Genomic DNA, 15,962 nt, shown 5'->3' with positions numbered 1-15,962 from the left:
TGTCCGCCGTTGGCGGGTGGTCGGCTCCCGGGCCGGTGGACACGACAACCCTGACTCATGAGGACGCGAACGCGGATCGGGCTTTTTCCGGTGGTGCTTGTGTTGTCCTTCATCCCGGTCCGCGCCGCCGACCTGCTCGACGAGGAGATCAAGAACCGGCACGAGGTTCTGGCGGCGGACATCGAGAACCGGGCACGCTTCGAGAAGTTTCGGGACGAGACGCTGCATCCCGCCGCGTTGATCGAGGCGACCGACCGCGATCCGCTCGACGTCGTTCTGCGACGGACCCGGGTGCTGCTGGATGACATCGCGCGGATGCCGGAGGCACCGGAGATGGAGGCGCTGGAAGAATGGCTGACCGATCTCGAGAGACGGTCCGGCGCGGTCGAGGTGGCACGCACCGAAGCGCGCCTCGCCCTTTTCGTCGAGGCGAGCCGGCTCCGGCGGCAGATCGCCTTCTCCAATCCGCTGCTCGACTTCGACCGGCTCCTGTTCATCAAGCGCCACCGCTCGACCTTCAACCACATGTGCGATCAGTACTACGGGGTGAACGCGGTGCCCGGTGGCGGGGTCTTCGTGCTCAGCGATCCGTTCGGTGCGGTGCCGCGCGTGACGGATCTTCTGGAGGGAGTCGAGGTGCAGGGTGGCAGGCTCGACGGCCGGACGCTTGAAAAAGGGAGCTTCCTTTCGCCCGAGCTGAGCTTCGACGGTGGGCGGATCTACTTCGCCTGGACGGAGTGCGAGGGCCCGAAGGGGCACATCGCGCACCACGACCACGAGAACCACGGACACTGGGACCGCGGTCGCTGCTATCACCTGTTTTCCGTGGAGGTCGGCGAGGAGGGCAGGGTCGGCAACTTGCGGCAGTTGACCGACGGCACCTTCAACGACTTCGACCCCTGTGTGCTGCCCAACGGGCGGGTCGCCTTCATTTCGGAAAGGCGTGGCGGCTACCTCCGCTGCGGACGCGCCTGCCCTTCCTACACGGTTTACGACATGAAGCCCGACGGGTCGGACATCCGCATCCTCAGCCCGCACGAGAACAACGAGTGGCAGCCGAGCGTGAACCACGACGGGATGATCATCTACACCCGCTGGGACTACGTCGACCGGCACGGCTGCGTGGCGCACCACCCGTGGGTGATGACGCCGGACGGTCGCGACTCGCGGGCGATCCACGGCAACTTCTCGCGGCACAAGGAACGGGCCGACATGGAGATGGACCTGCGGGCCATTCCGGGATCACCCAAGCTCATCGGCACCGCCGCGCCACACCACGGCCAGGCCTACGGGTCGCTCATCGTGATCGACCCGATGGTCCCGGACGACGATGCGATGGCCCCGGTCAAGCGTGTGACCCCGGATGTCGGGTTCCCCGAAACGCAAGGCGGCAAGCAGGTTTACGGGACGCCCTGGCCGCTTGGGGAGAACTACTTCCTGTGCGTCTACGATGCCGGCATGCGCAAGAAGGGAGGCGGCCAGGGAAACAAGCACGAGCGCGGCGACTACGGCATCTACCTGGTCGACGCCTTCGGCAACAAGGAACTGATCTATCGCGATCCGGAGATCGCCTGCCTGAGTCCGATGCCCCTGCGGCCCCGACCGACGCCTCCGGTGGTGCCCGCGAAGAGCAGCCGCCTGCTCGTCGATCCGCCGAAGCAGGGCACGATGGCGGTGATGGATGTCTACAACAGCCTGCTGGCTTTTCCCGAAGGAACGAAGATCGAGGCGCTGCGGATCTATCAGATCCATCCGAGCTCGGTGCCCTCCGGGCAGGCGCCCCACGAAACCGGTCGCCGGATCGCCGAGGCCGGGGATTCGGTGAACCTCGCCCGCAGCATCCTCGGCACCGTGCCGGTCGAGGAGGACGGCAGCGCCCACTTCACCGTGCCGGCGCTCAAGGAGCTCTATTTCCAGGCGCTCGACCAGGACGGGCTGGCGGTGCAGTCGATGCGCTCCTCGACCTGGGTCCAGCCGGGCGAGTTGATGCTTTGCCACGGTTGCCACGAGGACAAGAGCCATGCCCCGGCGACCCCCGGCCACGCGGTGATGGCGCTGCGGCGTCCGCCGTCGGTTCCGCAGCCGGATGTCGACGGCACCCGTCCGTTCAGTTACCCGAGGCTGGTTCAGCCGGTGCTCGACCGTCATTGCGTCGAATGCCATGCCGACAAGGTGGACCAGGGCGCACCGCCGCTCGACCGCACCATTGTCGAGTCGAAGCTCGGTCCGGGAAAGACGCGTGTTTACCGCTCCTACGACAGCCTGATCCACGAGTTCGGTTTCTGGCGCTACGGCGACCGCTACCGCACCACGCCCGGCAAGTTCGGCGCGAAGGCATCGCGTCTCTACGAACTGCTCCGCGACGGGCACTACGACGTCGACCTCGACCCGGAGGAAATGCACCGCATCACCGTGTGGCTCGACTCCCTGTCGAACTTCTACGGCGTCTATGAAAAGGAGGGCGGCGAGGCGCAGTTGCGCGGCGAGATCGCCTGGCCCGGCCTGGAGTGAACCCATCCAAGACCATGTTCCGATCCATCCTTTCGCTGCTTCTGCCCGTGGCTGCCATCGCCGCACCGGCGCCCCGCGTGCTTGTCGACCTGCCGGTCGAATGCAACACGCCGGACGGCTGCACGCTGGATGCGAGGGGCGGGATCATCCTCTCGGTGCCGAATTTCAACAACGAGCGCCTGGTCGAGGCGGGTGTGTTGGAGAAGCCCGCACCCGCCCGAATGATGCGGATCTCCCGCGAGGAGAAACTTGAGACGTGGTATCGATTCAAGCCCGCCGAACTGCATCCGGAGACCGGCGTGGTCGGGCCGATGGACTGCGCCTTCGGTCCCGACGGGCACCTCTATCTTGCCGACAACCAGGGACCAGGATACCGGTCGAGGCTGCTGCGGATCCGCGTCGAGGACGGCAAGGCGGTCTCCTGCGCGCCGGTGGTGGAAGGATTCGGAGTGGCCAACGCCGTGGCGTGGAAGGGAGACACGGTCTACGTCAGCGACACGGTGCTGATCCCTGCCGACGAGGAGGCGGGGACCAAGCTGGTGAGCGGGGTGTATGCGATTCCGATGAAGGAGCTGGAGAAGGGGGCGGTGAAGCTCGCGCAGCCGACCCCCACGACCCACGACCCGCGATTGATCGCGCGCTATGAAACCAGTGGTCGGATCGGCTTCGGGGCGGATGGTCTGACCTTCGACGGCGAGGGCAACCTATATTGCTCGATCTTCGAGGACGGGCTGATCTACCGCACACGTTTCGGCGACGATGGCGAGGCGGGGCGACCCGAGCTATTTGCCAAGGCCGCTGTCATGAAGTCAGCCGACGGCATCGAGTGGCGCGCGGCGGACAACCGGATCTACGTCGCCGACATGCTGGCCAACGCCGTGCAGGTGGTGTCCATGGACGGCTCGGTCGAAACGCTCCACCGCAACGGCGACACCGACGGCGTCGGTGGCCTGCTCGACCAGCCCTGCGAGGTGCTCGTCGATGGCGACCGCCTCGTGGTCGTCAACATGGACTGGTGGTGGGACTGCGAGTGGCTGACCAACTCGAAGACCGACGTCCCGTTCAACGTCTCGGTGATCGGCCTGGAGTAGGGGCAGCGGTATTTCGAGGGTGCGACGGGTTTTCCGCCCCGATGCCGAAGGGCTGGGTGTAGGTGGTGCCGCCGCTGCCGGCGATCTCGGCACGCACATACTTGTCGATCCCCTCGAGGGCCAGGTCGAGCACCGGTCCCCGATGCACTTCTTCGCCTCCGCTGCTGATCCACCGGATCCGATCGGCGGGCAAGGGCTCGCCGCCACAGTCGACTTCCAGCATCAGGGTGCCCGCGCTGCGGTCGTGCGCGATCTCGCGGATCACCGGAGTCCGGTCGCGGTCGCGCCGGGCCTCGGGATGGCTGGTGAGGGTGGTGAAATAGAAACGGCCGTCGGTCAGTGCAGCGCGCACCTGCGCCTCGTCCCGTTGCGGCAGCAGCAGCACGGTGGTGTTCAAGCCGATGTGGGCCTGCTGGTGCGAGTCGTCGTTGGCCATGCCCCACACCGGGCGCGACGGCATCAGTTCGGTGAGCAGCGCGTCCCACAGCGCGCGGTCCCGGGGATAGCGGTCGGCCTGGTTGATCACCTCGAGCGCGACAAGGCTGGGATAGGTCCGGAACAGCCTCGCGTAGCGGTCGAGCACGTCCGCGGGCACCTTGCCGCCCTCGGGTTTCCAGTAGCGCCCGGGATGGGCGAGCACGGACAGCCCTCCGGCCTCCTGGATTTCGCGGATGCCGGTCTCGTGATCCTTGGTGTCGGTCTCGAGGTCGGTGAACAGGCTCAGGGTGTGGTCGTGGCGCGAGAGTTCGTTGCCGGGGATGGCGAGCATGCCCAGGCGCTCCGGATCGCGGTCGAAACGCGACCAGGGCCAGGTGTTTCGGTTGTGGTCCGTCAGTGCGAGCACGTCGTGGCCGATCGCGTGGTGGCGGTCGATCACGGCGGCGGGCGACAGCTTGCCGTCGGACTCGGTGGTGTGGCTGTGGAAGCTGCCGAAGTGGCGGCCGACATGCCGCCAATCGACCCCGTCGTAGGGATTGAGCGAAAGGCGGGGGGCGGCCCCTGCGGCCGGACCGAAGGCAATGGCCGGCAGGCCGATGGAAAGCAGCAGAAGGAATCGGCGGTTCATGGCGGGAGGCGGCGGTTGCGAGGACTCTACGGCCGAGAACGCACCGCTTTTCCAACCAACGCGGCCGCCGGCAGGCGGGGAGGAAATCACGGCTCGGGGAGCCGCGCTGCTCAGCCCCCGGTGCGCGGACCGCGCGGTTTCTTCGGCTTGGACTTCTCGTCGTCGACCACCCGCCCACGGGCTTGTTTCATCTTCTGCTGCTGCTCGGCGGCGGCGGCCATGCGCTCCATGAACGACTTCTTCGGCGGACCCTTGCGCTCCTTGAGTTCCGGCTCGGGCATCCGCTTGGTCAGCCAGGTCTGGAAGATCGAGAACAGGTTCGAGGTCGTCCAGTAGAGCGCCAGCGCGGCGGCGAAGTTGTAGCAGAAGACGAGGAAGATGAGCGGCATCATCTTCATGATCGCCATCTGGGTCTTGTCGCCCGAGGTGTTCGGCATCATCGCCATCTGCGCGAAGCTGGAGAGCCCCATGATGATGGGCAGGACGTTGATGGGGAAGCCGGCGATGGTGCCGACGGTGTCGGGCATCGAGAGGTCGTCGACCCACAGGAAGCCGTGCCCGCGCAGCTCGACCGCGTACTGGAGCATCCGGTAGAAGCCGAAGAAGATCGGCATCTGGGCGAGCATCGGCAGGCAGCCGCCGACCGGGTTGATGCCGTACTTGCGGTAGAGGCCCATGACCTCCTGCTGCATCTTCGCCGGGTCGTCGGGATACTTTTCCTTCAACCGGTCCATCTCCGGCTTGAGCTTGCCCATCCGCTTCATCGTGCGGTTCGAGCGCGCATAAAGCGGCCACATCATCGTGCGCACGACGAGCGTGACCACGACGATCGCGATGCCCCACGACCACGGGCCGGAGACCTTGGCGACGACGTCGTGGATGTAGACCAGCGCGTAGTTCAGCATCCATGAGAAGACGCCGATGATGGCCCAGCCGTAGTTCATCAGGTCGCCCCAGCCCTCGCCCATGCGGTTGAGCATCCGGTTCTCCTTGGGGCCCATGAAGAGCTGGTAGTTGAGCGTGACCGAGGCGCTGCCAGGTTCGAGGGCGACGCTTGGCAGGACCATGCCGGCGCGGACCGCGATGCCGGGCTTGTCATCGCCCTCGACCTTGATTTCCCGCGGCTTGGCCCAGACGCCCCCGTTGGAAACTTCCGCCGGCTTGAGCAGCGTGGCGAAGAACTGGTTCGAGACGCCGGCGTATTCGATTTCGGGGACCGTCTCGGCGATCAGCGCCTGGTCGTCGGAGAACATCCCGCCGGTGAACTTGCTGGCCTTGGTCAGGTGGAAATCGCCGTCGTCGCGCCAGAAGAAACCCGAGGGTGTCAGGCGGCCCTCGCCCTTGTGCAGGGGGCCGGCTTCACCGAGGAAGAGGCTGAAGGTTTCGAGCGGCAGGCGCTGGGTGGAGTCCTTCGAGTTCTGGACCTCCAGGGTGAAATCGAGCAGGTAGTCGGCCCCCGGAGACTCGGGATCGGTGAGTGACCAGGTCTTCTTCACGACGAGGCCGGACGGGTGCTTGGCGGCGAAGACGACACGCTGGCCCGGCTGCGATTCACCTTCGAGGTAGCGGTAATTGACCCGCTCCATGCGGTCGGGTCCCTCGGCGATCGAGCCGATCGCCGAGCTGCTGCCGTCGTTCAGCGTGACGCGGGTGTCCGGGTCGTTGAGCGAGGCCTGGTCCTTCAATTCCGCGGTTTCGACCCCGCCGCCGAGAGTGGTCAGGGTGAAGACGGTCTTTTCGGTTTCGAGGGTGTAGGTCTGCGCCTCGAGCACCTCGGCCGGAGTCGGCTCGACCTCCTCGAGCACGCCCGGCTGTTCCGGGACCTCGCCCGGCTCCGCCGGCGGGGCGGCTTGGCGTTGCTCGGCTTGGCGTTGCTTCGCGGCTTCGGCGGCCCGCTTGTTTCCGTAGTGGAAATTGAGGGCGAGCAGGACGGCACAGATGCCGACGACGATCCAGGTCTTGCGGTCGTACATGATGAGGAAAATCGGGGGTCGCCTTCAGTCCTTGGCGGGCGGGTCATTCTCCCCCCGGCGCGGCGGCACGGGGTCATAACCATGGCCGCCCCACGGATGACAGCGGAAAATCCGGCAGATCCCCAGCCAGGAGCCTTTCCACGGGCCGTGGACCTCCACCGCCTGGAGAAAATAGTGCGAGCAGGTCGGCTCGAAGCGGCATCCGGTGAGAGGCCCCCCAAGCGCGTGCAGCACCGGGCTGATCAGGCGCTGGTAGAAGCGGATCAGGACGCGGATGAGAAAGGTCACGATTCGCCGGGTTGCGGCAGCAGCGACAGCCGGCGTGCCTGTTTGAGCCAGTCCTTTTCCAGTTCGGCGTAGGTCGCGTCGGCGCAGCCGGGGCGGGGGATGGTGACCAGAAAGCGCCGTTGGCCGTCGAGATGGTCGCCGTGCCGGCTGATGATGGCGCGGATGCGGCGCCGGACGCGGTTGCGGTCGTGGGCCTTGCCGACCTTGCGGGTGGTGATGATGCCCACCATCAGGTGTTCGAGCCCGGGCTCCTCGAGGGTGCTCAAGACGACGAAACGGCCGGCTTTCGCGCGACCGTTTTGGCGGACCGTCGAAAAGTCGGCCCGTTGCGTCATGCTGTGCTTCCGCGAGAGGCGCATGGCCCGGAAGCGGCGGCTCTTCAGCGGCCGTGCTGGGTGGTGTGCCGCTCGTAGTGGAGCTCGGCGCCCTTGGGCAGGAGCCGCTTGCGGCCTTTCCGGCGGCGGTTGCGCAAGATGCCGCGGCCGGCTTTGGTTGCCATGCGGGCGCGGAATCCGTGCTGGCGCTTGCGGACACGCTTGGAGGGCTGGTAGGTGCGTTTCATGGCAGTGGAGATGGAATTCGCCCCTCAGCGGAGCGGGCGGGCACTCTAGGGACAGACCGACCCTTGTCAATCCGCCAATCGGGCCGGAATTACAAATTTTTTGCGCTGCGGGGGACGGAAAGGGCGTGCCACCCGCGAGCCACCGTGCCAGACTCCGGGGATGACTGATTCCGCCTTTGCTCCGGCTCCGCCGCCCGCCGTCAGTGACGCCCCGCGGGTGGAAGCCGCGACCATCGAGGACCTTCCGGAGCTGGTCGAGCTGGTGATGGAGCTTTTCCGGCTCCAGGGCGAGTATCAGCCGGACCCGGCCGCCCAGGAGCGGGGGCTCGGCCTTATCCTCGAGCAGCCCTCGCGCGGGCGGATCTTTGTTTTGCGAAACGGCCACCGGATCGTCGGCATGGTCAACCTGCTGTTCACGATTTCGACCGCCATGGGTGGCTTCGTGATCCAGATGGAGGACGTGGTCATCCACCCCGACCACCGCGGGCAGGGCTACGGCGGCCAACTGCTCCAGCACGTGGTCGAGTTTGCGAAACAGAAGGACTTCCGGCGGATCACGATCCTCACCGACAAGATCTCGGCGGAGTCGCAGAATTTCTTCCGCAAGTACGGCTTTGAATACTCGAACATGATCCCGATGCGGCGGGTGATCGAGCTTTCCTGATGACCGGCGCGTTCAACGAGTCCGACGCGTTGGCCATCACCATGCTGGTGGTGCTCGCGCTGTCCTTCGGCTGCGTGCTGTTGATCGTCGTGATGGTCTTCCGGCGGGGCAAGGCCGACGAGTGCGAGGTGGAGAAGCTCATCAAGGAGGTCGCCGAGGAGGATCGCAAACCGGAGAAGGCCGGACCGGTTGACGAGAGCGCCTCACGCCAGCCGTGGGAACGCAAGGAGGACTGGTGGAGAGGCTGAGGGGAATCCCGCTCAGAACGCCGAACTCCACCCCTGGCGGACCAGCCGCTGGAGCACGAAGGCTTGGAGATCCGGGTTCCACGCCACTTCAATGGTGCAGGGCACGCGTCGCCCTTCGATCATCGGCAGGATCCCATGAACGAGTTGGGGAGGGACAGCGAGCGGGGCGGTCGTGGGTGAATCGCGATGTTCCATTCGGATGAAGGTATGGCCGGCCGCAATGGAGGGTGGAGGCTGCAGTTCTTCGGGAAGCCGCCCGAGGTAGAGGCGCAAGGTCTGGCGGGCCTGCGGGCGGCGCTCCAGCAATTGGGCCCAGTCCATCGTGCCATAGGCCGTGAGGCTTTCCCAATCGACGGCGTAACGCCGGCCGTCCCAGCCGATCGCCACCGGATAAACCCGCCCGCCGAAGTCCTCGACTTCAAGGACGACGACCGGCAGCCCGTTGCGCTGGATCTCACGCCCCGGGGAGCGGGTGCTCATCGTCGGCCACGGATGTCCCCGCACCTCATGATAATCCTCCATCATCGGCGCGACCTGCTCCGGATTCAGCACGAGTGCCTGACGTTGGCGCAGGTCTTCCGCCTCAACGAAGGCATTCCATGCCGCTTCGGCCATGGCGATGGCCTCGGGCCCGGCGGGTGCCTCGACCACCGGCGAACGTGGTCCGGCAGGTGGCGCCTCGGGCGACTGAATCAGCAGCCAGCCGATGCTCACCGCCCACAGCACCGCGATCGTGGCGAGACCGAGAAGCCAGAACGCCAGAAGCGACCGCTTGCGGGGCGTTGTGTCCTGACTGCTTGCGAAATTTTCCTCAGCATCCATGGCCACGGCGACGCCTCAGGCAAAGCACGAGGCCGCCGAGCGCGAGCCAGAGCGACGAGGGCTCCGGCACGAAGGAAATGTCGTAGCCGATCACGTCGAGTGTCCGCAGGTCCAGCAGGCTCAGGCCCTCCACCTGTTGTGGTGCCAACGTCGGATCCATGACCCCGATGAGCGGCAGACCCGTCAGGTTGTTGTCCTTCCAGTGGCTGGCCTGCTGGCCGTCGCCGGTATTTCGGCCGGTCGACATGGCTCCCTCAAGGACGGTATCGGAAAAGGTGGCCTCAACCCCCGGTTCGAGCATCCGCGTCGCGGTGGTGAAGCTGGTGGCGTCTCCAGGTTCGGTGCCGGCGGCGAAACGGAAGAGGTCCAGAACGCGGGGAGTGACCTCGCCCGGGGTGTTCTGGGCCGAGAGGGAATCGACGGTGTCCACGGTCGAGGTGAAGCCGAGGGCGTGCCCGATCTCGTGAAGGGCGATGGTCTCGAAGTCGAACAGTCCGGCACCCACGCCGTCCGAATTGTCGAAATCGAAAGCGAAGTTCGTGCTGAAGGTGATGGTGGCGTCGGCGGCGCCGAACGAGGTGTCGAGCCCGGTGAAGCCCATCGCCTTGAGGGCGGCCTTGTTGGCGGTCAGGCTGCTGGAGGTGGAAAATCCAGCCGGTGTCGTGAAGTTCGACTGGGCGAAGGTGGGCAGAGCGGCGACAACGGCGTCGTCCGCTTCGAAGAAAGCATCGGCCACCATCCGGTTGCGGATCGTGTCGTAGCCTCCGGTCAACAGGACCGAGCTGGCCGAGCCCAGGATCCCGGTGCCGAGGCTGGCAAGATTCGCGTCGAGGGTGACCGTGATAGGATCCGAAATCAGGCTTTCCCAGGTCGCCGCGGCACGCTCGAAGGCAGCGAGTGCGGGTGCGTTGTTGAGAAGGTCCTGATTGGGATTGATAATGATGTCGAAGGCACCACTCGAGGGCTCCACGATCAGGCCGGAAGGGGAGATGGCTCCTCCCGCTGGTTCCAAGGTAAAATCCGAGCCCGCACTTTGCGCCGCCCCGCAGCTGGAACAGGTGCAGGAAATCGTGTGCAGGGGGGTGTCGATGCGACGGAAGAGGTCACCGTCGGAGGCTGCGGCGGCGGGAGCCAGCAGCAGAAGGAGAAACCGCCAAGTTACGAAAGCCCAAGCCCTCCCGTTGCTGTGCATCGAATCAGGAAGCACGTTAAGCGCCGGGGGGCAAATCAAGAATCGTCTCCGAGCAGGTATTTCGCGGCCTGCTCGACATCCTTGTCGCCGCGACCGGAGAGGTTGGCGATGAGGATGGAATCCTTCGGCAGGCTGGGCGCGATCTTCGAGACGTAGGCCATCGCATGCGCACTCTCGAGCGCGGGAAGGATGCCCTCGACCTCGGCAAGCTCGCGGAAGGCGGCGAGCGTTTCGGCATCGGTGGCGTAGGTGTACTCGACACGGCCGATGTTCTGCAGGTAGGCGTGCTCGGGTCCGATCGCGGCGTAGTCGAGACCCGCCGAAACCGAGTGGGTCAGCTCGATCTGGCCGTCGTCGTTGGCCAGCAGCCAGGTCTTGGTGCCCTGGAGTACGCCGAGCTTGCCGCCCTGGAAGCGGGCCGCGTGGCGTTCCGGCACGATGCCGTCGCCACCAGCCTCGACGCCGACCATGCGGACGTTTTCGTCGTCGAGGAAGGGATGGAACAGTCCGATCGCATTCGATCCGCCGCCGACGCAGGCCACCAGCAGGTCGGGCAGGCGGCCTTCCTTTTCGAGGATCTGTCGGCGGGACTCGACGCCGATCACCCGGTGGAAGTCGCGGACCATCATCGGGAAGGGATGCGAACCGAGGGCTGAGCCGAGGATGTAGTGGGTGTGCTCGAAGCTGGCGACCCAGTCGCGCATCGCCTCGTTGACCGCCTCCTTGAGCGTCGCCTGGCCGGCGGTCACGGCGCGGACCTCGGCGCCCATCAGCCGCATGCGGGCGACGTTCAGCGCCTGGCGCTCCATGTCCACCGCGCCCATGTAAACGACGCACTCCATGCCGAAGCGGGCGCACACGGTGGCGGTCGCCACGCCGTGCTGGCCGGCGCCGGTTTCGGCGATGATGCGGGTCTTGCCGAGCCGCTTGGCCAGCAGGATCTGGCCGATGGCGTTGTTGATCTTGTGGGCACCGGTGTGGAGCAGGTCCTCGCGCTTGAGGTAGATTTTCGCCCCACCGAGCTTCTCGGTCCAGTGCTCGGCGAAGTAGAGCGGGGTCGGGCGCCCGCAGTAGTCGCCGAGCAGGTGGTCGAGCTCGGCCTGGAACGCGGGATCCGCCCGGGCTTCATCATAGGCCTTCGACAGCTCCTCGAGCGGCGTCATCAGCGTCTCGGGCACGAACATGCCGCCGAACTCTCCGAAGTGTCCGGTCGCGTCTGGCAGGGTGGTGGTCGCCATGGGCGGAAAAGAAAGCACAGCAGGCGCGGCGGGACAGGCGAAAAATCCCCGGGGAGCCGGCCAATCCGGGGCGCGGGAACCGTCCGGCTTGCGGCGGGTGCCGCTTATCGCCTTTTCCGGAAGGGGATCTTCTTGCCTCGACGTTTCCGGGCCCTAGTCTGGCAACCTTGAGTTCCCGTCCTTCAAGGTGCCCCGACTGTGGTGCCGAGCAGGTGACCTCCCCCCGGGGCGATTACTGCCCGGCCTGCTTTCTGAAGGTCGGTCTCGACGGGATCGACGAACCGGTGGACGAGAGTCTCGACCCGATCGCCGAGAAGCCGGGTGATGTGATTGACCGCTTCGAACTCCTCGAGCAGATCGGGGAAGGGGGCTTCGGCGTGGTCTTCCGTGCGCTGCAGAGGGAGCCGGTGCGACGCACCCTCGCGCTGAAGGTCATCAAGCCCGGGATGGACTCCCGGGAGGTGGTGGCCCGGTTCGAGGCCGAACGCCAGGCGCTCGCCCTGATGGACCACCCGCACATCGCCAAGGTCTACGACGCGGGGACGACCGCTCTGGGCCGGCCGTATTTCGTGATGGAGTTCGTCGAGGGCCTTCCGCTGACAACCTTTTGTGACAAGAACCGCCTGAGCCTTCCGGAACGTCTCCAGCTTTTCTCACGGGTGTGCGTGGGCGTTCAGCACGCCCATCAGAAGGGCGTCATCCACCGCGACCTGAAACCCAGCAACGTCCTGGTCCATCGCGACGACGACGGTGAAGCCTGTCCGAAGATCATCGACTTCGGTGTCGCCAAGGCGATCGGGGTCGAGCTCACCGAACAGACCTTCTTCACCCTGTTCGGTCGGCTGGTGGGCACCCCGGAGTACATGAGTCCCGAGCAGGCGGAACTCAACGCCATCGATGTCGATACCCGAAGCGACATCTATTCGCTTGGCGTGCTTCTCCACGAGCTTCTTGCAGGGACCGTGCCGCACAGCCGGGAGGCGCTGGTCACCCGTGGCTTCGACGAGATGCGGCGCATCATCCGCGAGGTCGAGGCCCCGAGGCCGTCGGCTCACTTTGCTTCACTGGATGAGAACCAGCGGAAGAAGATCGCGGCGGCCCGGCAGACCGATCCGCCGCGTCTGGAGCGGAACCTGCGGGGTGATCTCGACTGGATCATCCTGAAGTCCATCGAGAAATCCCGGCAGCGCCGCTACGACACGGCCCAGGGATTCTCCATGGACATCGGCCGCTTCATGGACGGCTTGCCGGTCAGTGCCAGTCCGCCCGGCACCGCCTACCGCGTCGGCAAGTTCGTCCGGCGCAATCGCGTCGCGGTGATCGCCGCCTGCTGCACGGTTCTCGCACTCGTGATCGGGATCTTTGCGAGTGTCGCGGCCTATCGTTCGGAGCGGGAGGCCCGCCGCGAGATCCTCATCGGCAAGGCCAAGGCGCAGCGGCTGTCCCACGTCTCCGGGTGGCGTAGTACTTCCCTCGCGGCCATCGGCGAGGCTTCGGAGATCGCCATCGACGAGGACCTGCGGAACGAGGCTCTTGCCTGCCTGGCCTGGTCCGACATGGCCAAGCACGGCGAAGGCAGCCCGCTCGGGGAATCCCTGCTGCCGATCGCCTTCGACGGCGGCCACCGCCTCTGCGCGCTGGGCTGGGGACCCGAGCGGGTCGAGATCCGGTCGCATCCCGACGAGGCGGTCCTCGCCACCGTTTCGACCCGCCTTGGACTCAAGGGCAGCCGGCTCTTGTTCGGTGGAGAGGACCAACGCTACCTCGTCATTGTGGCGGCGCCCGGCGAGGGGCGGGTCGAGGTTGTCGACTGGCGCGAGGGCCGCTGCATGCTGCCGCCCACCCGGATCGAGAGCCAGGTCTGCGATCTTCTGCCGGACCACCGGGGCTTGGCGCTCGGCGAGGCCGACCAGATCCGCTTTGTCGACTGGGAAGGGGGGGAGATTGAGGCGCCGCTGCCGCTTCCGGCGGCGCCAATTTCACTCAGTCTCCAGGCCGCCGGCACGATGCTGGCGGTCGGGCTGGAAAGCCTGACCGGACCGGATCGCGGCACCCACCTCCACCTGATCGACCGGGCCACCGGAGAACTGGTCCACGAAGCGATGAACTTCCAGCCGTCCCGGTTGAAGTGGAGTCCCGACGGTCGTCGCCTGGCGATGGGCAACCTCGACGGGGAGCTCTCGATATTTGAAGCGGGCATGACGCGATCGGCCCATCGGCTTCAGGGCCACCTCGATGCCATTCAGCAGATCGCCTGGAGCGCCGACGGCCGCCTGCTGGCCACCGCCAGCACCGATTGGGAGATCCGGCTGTGGGATGGCCGCCATGGGTCACTGCTCTCCACCTACAAGGCGCGGGCCGGCGACTTCTCATTCTCGCCCGATGGAAGGCAGCTCGGTCCCGCCATCTGGGAGGAGCGGATGTTCCAGCTGGAGATCCAGCATTCCGAAGTCTGCCACCGCGCGATCGGGCATCCGGGTGGCGATGGGGTCCTCGCCTCGGCATGGGACATTCACCAAGGCCCCCGCGGGTCCTTCAGCCTGACTCTGGCGACGGCTGGAAACGACTCGGTGATCGTCTGGAACCGCAGTGGTGCGGCCCTGGCGCGCTTCACCGAGGTGACCCGGCCCCTCGGTCTCGCGTTTGCTCCCGAGTGGCTCTACATCGCCGGACGGGAAGGCATCGTGCGGCGTTCCCTGGCGCTGCGGCCCGATGCCGAAGGGCGGCTGGAGATCCACTTCGGGCCGAGCGAGGTGTTCAGCCGGCCGGGCGCCTGCGGGCAGCTCGCCCTCACGCCCGATGGTTCCTCGCTGATCGCCGCCAGTGACACGGGGATCTGGCGGATTTCGACGGCGGACGGCTCCAGCGAGCGCCTTTCCGACGAGGTTCATGTCTCGAAGATCGACGTCGACTTCGAGGGTCGTTGGCTCGCGGTCGGCAGCACGGCCCCCGAGCAGGTGAGGATCTTCGACCTCGGCGACGGACGCGAGGTCGCGTCGCTGCCAACTGCCGGCAGTGTTGCCTTTTCCCCGGTGTTCGAGGATGGCCGCGTGCTGCTGGCGACCGGCAACTCGACCGACTACCGCTTCTGGGATCCGTCGGCTGGCTGGGATGAGCTCCCCGATCTCCGGATTGCCAACCACATGGCCGACATCCCGGGCCGGATGGTGTTCAGCCCCCGGGGGACGGCCCTTGCCGTCTCGCATCAGCGCGACGAACTCAAGGTGCTCAATCCACGGACCACGCCCATGACCACGCTGACGCGGCCGAATTTCGACAAGCAATGGCCACTCGCGATCAGTCGCGACGGGACCCTCATCGGAACCGAGGGCCGGGATGGCCGGTTGTTTATCTGGGACCTGATGGCGGTGCGGGAAGAGTTCGACAAGCTCGGCATCGACTGGACGAACATGCGCAAGTTCGAGAAGGCCGATATTCCCATCGTCGTGCGGGCGCGCGTGGCGGATGCCGATTGAGCGTTCACGAACGCGTGAACAGCGACAGCAGGTAGCGCAATTCCTCCTCGGGATCCTCGCCATCCGCCAGGGTGTCCTTGAGAGCCGCCATGAGGCACACCCGGTAGTGCTGCCGGAAGCGGTGGACCGCCACCTTCACCGCTCCCTCCTTCATCCCGAGTTCGCCCGCCAGGGCCGCCGGGCTCACCCGCTCGGACTGGGGGTTGATGGTCGGTTGGAAGGCCTCGAACAGTTCCTCCTTGCCCGCCCGGGAGTAGTCCGCCTTCAGGCGACGCAGCGCATCCTCCAACAGATCGATCGCCCATTGCCGGTCGAAAGCCTGAACGGGATCCTCCGACCTGCCCTCGATGATCTGCCCTTCCATCGACGGGCCGTCGATATCGACGATGTGCCGGCCTCCGCCCCGCTTCTGGGCCATCCTGTGGTGGTAGTCGTCGACCAGAAATCGCTTCAGGACGACGCAGAGGAACGAGCGGAGCCGCCCCTTCTCCGGCCCTTCGACGGACTTCAGCAGGTCACCCTTGATGAGGCGGAAGAAGAAGTCCTGGGTCAGGTCCTCGGTTTCCTCGGCGGAATGACCGCGGCGACGGACGTAGAGATACACCGGGCGCCAGTACTGACGGCACAATTCCCCGAGGGCCTCGCTCCGCTCGATACTGGGGGAGTCCCGGGCGGCCACCACCATGCTCCAGCGGGTCATGGGGAAGAATCCTCCCGAGCCCGCGGTGCCCTGTGTCGAGGATCCATCCGCCATCGAGGCACCATTCCTAACACGCCGTGGGTACCGAGGGGAGAAAAGAAGCGGCCCCGCCAACTTTCCTGTAACCCGCC

The 15,962-nt window shown here is 66.2% G+C and carries 14 protein-coding genes; 5 read left to right on the top strand and 9 right to left on the bottom strand.

Annotation, left to right across the window (positions count from 1 at the left end; all coding sequences use genetic code 11):
* Nucleotides 1–57: 57 nt before the first annotated feature.
* Together ACG2LG_RS01970 and ACG2LG_RS01965 are read left to right on the top strand one after the other, a co-directional pair.
* Nucleotides 58–2,511 carry a hypothetical protein gene (locus ACG2LG_RS01970; RefSeq protein ID WP_396255846.1) on the top strand — a complete coding sequence of 818 codons (2,454 nt, stop codon included), beginning with the start codon at nt 58–60 and terminating at the stop codon, nt 2,509–2,511.
* Nucleotides 2,512–2,525: 14 nt separating this feature from the next.
* The gene (locus tag ACG2LG_RS01965) at nt 2,526–3,602 is read left to right on the top strand and encodes a hypothetical protein (RefSeq protein WP_396255844.1); all 1,077 of its coding nucleotides are present in this window, start codon (nt 2,526–2,528) and stop codon (nt 3,600–3,602) included.
* Here the strand turns inward: ACG2LG_RS01965 and ACG2LG_RS01960 are convergent.
* The 5 genes from ACG2LG_RS01960 to rpmH all read right to left on the bottom strand — a co-directional run bounded on the left by ACG2LG_RS01960 (nt 3,574) and on the right by rpmH (nt 7,491).
* A complete protein-coding gene (locus ACG2LG_RS01960) occupies nt 3,574–4,668 on the bottom strand; it encodes a PHP domain-containing protein (RefSeq protein ID WP_396255842.1) in 1,095 nt (364 codons plus the stop codon). The genes ACG2LG_RS01965 and ACG2LG_RS01960 overlap by 29 nt on opposite strands.
* 110 nt (nt 4,669–4,778) lie before the next feature.
* Nucleotides 4,779–6,641: a membrane protein insertase YidC gene (gene yidC / locus ACG2LG_RS01955; protein WP_396255841.1), complete on the bottom strand. Its 1,863-nt coding sequence runs from the start codon at nt 6,639–6,641 to the stop codon at nt 4,779–4,781.
* A 24-nt stretch (nt 6,642–6,665) separates the two neighbouring features.
* Nucleotides 6,666–6,929 (bottom strand): membrane protein insertion efficiency factor YidD, encoded by a 264-nt coding sequence (gene yidD, locus ACG2LG_RS01950; RefSeq protein WP_396255840.1) that lies wholly within the window; start codon nt 6,927–6,929, stop codon nt 6,666–6,668.
* Nucleotides 6,926–7,288 (bottom strand): ribonuclease P protein component, encoded by a 363-nt coding sequence (gene rnpA, locus ACG2LG_RS01945; RefSeq protein WP_396255838.1) that lies wholly within the window; start codon nt 7,286–7,288, stop codon nt 6,926–6,928. The genes yidD and rnpA overlap by 4 nt, the downstream gene beginning before the upstream one ends.
* A 20-nt stretch (nt 7,289–7,308) precedes the next feature.
* On the bottom strand, nt 7,309–7,491 hold the full coding sequence (gene rpmH, locus ACG2LG_RS01940) for a 50S ribosomal protein L34 (RefSeq protein ID WP_396255837.1): 183 nt from the start codon (nt 7,489–7,491) through the stop codon (nt 7,309–7,311).
* Between the two features lie 160 nt (nt 7,492–7,651).
* Between rpmH and ACG2LG_RS01935 the strand changes: the two genes are divergently transcribed.
* Together ACG2LG_RS01935 and ACG2LG_RS01930 are read left to right on the top strand one after the other, a co-directional pair.
* Nucleotides 7,652–8,155, top strand: a complete 504-nt coding sequence (locus ACG2LG_RS01935) for a GNAT family N-acetyltransferase (protein WP_396255835.1) — start codon at nt 7,652–7,654, stop codon at nt 8,153–8,155.
* Nucleotides 8,155–8,403 (top strand): hypothetical protein, encoded by a 249-nt coding sequence (locus tag ACG2LG_RS01930; protein ID WP_396255834.1) that lies wholly within the window; start codon nt 8,155–8,157, stop codon nt 8,401–8,403. The genes ACG2LG_RS01935 and ACG2LG_RS01930 overlap by 1 nt, the downstream gene beginning before the upstream one ends.
* Before the next feature lie 12 nt (nt 8,404–8,415).
* Here the strand turns inward: ACG2LG_RS01930 and ACG2LG_RS01925 are convergent, their stop codons facing one another.
* The 3 genes from ACG2LG_RS01925 to trpB form a co-directional block, all read right to left on the bottom strand.
* A complete protein-coding gene (locus ACG2LG_RS01925) occupies nt 8,416–9,225 on the bottom strand; it encodes a hypothetical protein (RefSeq protein ID WP_396255832.1) in 810 nt (269 codons plus the stop codon).
* The gene (locus tag ACG2LG_RS01920; RefSeq protein WP_396255831.1) at nt 9,215–10,237 is read right to left on the bottom strand and encodes an NF038122 family metalloprotease; all 1,023 of its coding nucleotides are present in this window, start codon (nt 10,235–10,237) and stop codon (nt 9,215–9,217) included. Before ACG2LG_RS01920 ends, ACG2LG_RS01925 begins: the two co-directional genes overlap by 11 nt.
* Before the next feature lie 215 nt (nt 10,238–10,452).
* Complete coding sequence (trpB, locus tag ACG2LG_RS01915; RefSeq protein WP_396255830.1) at nt 10,453–11,655, bottom strand: tryptophan synthase subunit beta; 1,203 nt, start codon at nt 11,653–11,655, stop codon at nt 10,453–10,455.
* Between the two features lie 212 nt (nt 11,656–11,867).
* On the opposite strand from trpB, the gene ACG2LG_RS01910 reads away from it, so the two are divergent.
* Nucleotides 11,868–15,131, top strand: a complete 3,264-nt coding sequence (locus tag ACG2LG_RS01910; protein WP_396255828.1) for a protein kinase — start codon at nt 11,868–11,870, stop codon at nt 15,129–15,131.
* 4 nt (nt 15,132–15,135) lie between these two features.
* Here ACG2LG_RS01910 and ACG2LG_RS01905 read toward each other — a convergent pair whose 3' ends face one another.
* On the bottom strand, nt 15,136–15,831 hold the full coding sequence (locus tag ACG2LG_RS01905; RefSeq protein WP_396255827.1) for an RNA polymerase sigma factor: 696 nt from the start codon (nt 15,829–15,831) through the stop codon (nt 15,136–15,138).
* Between the last annotated feature and the right edge of the window lie 131 nt (nt 15,832–15,962).

The sequence above is a fragment of the Haloferula sp. A504 genome, assembly GCF_044385805.1.
Taxonomy (GTDB): domain Bacteria; phylum Verrucomicrobiota; class Verrucomicrobiia; order Verrucomicrobiales; family Akkermansiaceae; genus Haloferula.
The sequence above is the reverse complement of the archived record's forward strand: the minus strand, read 5'-3'. Positions and strand labels throughout refer to the sequence as shown.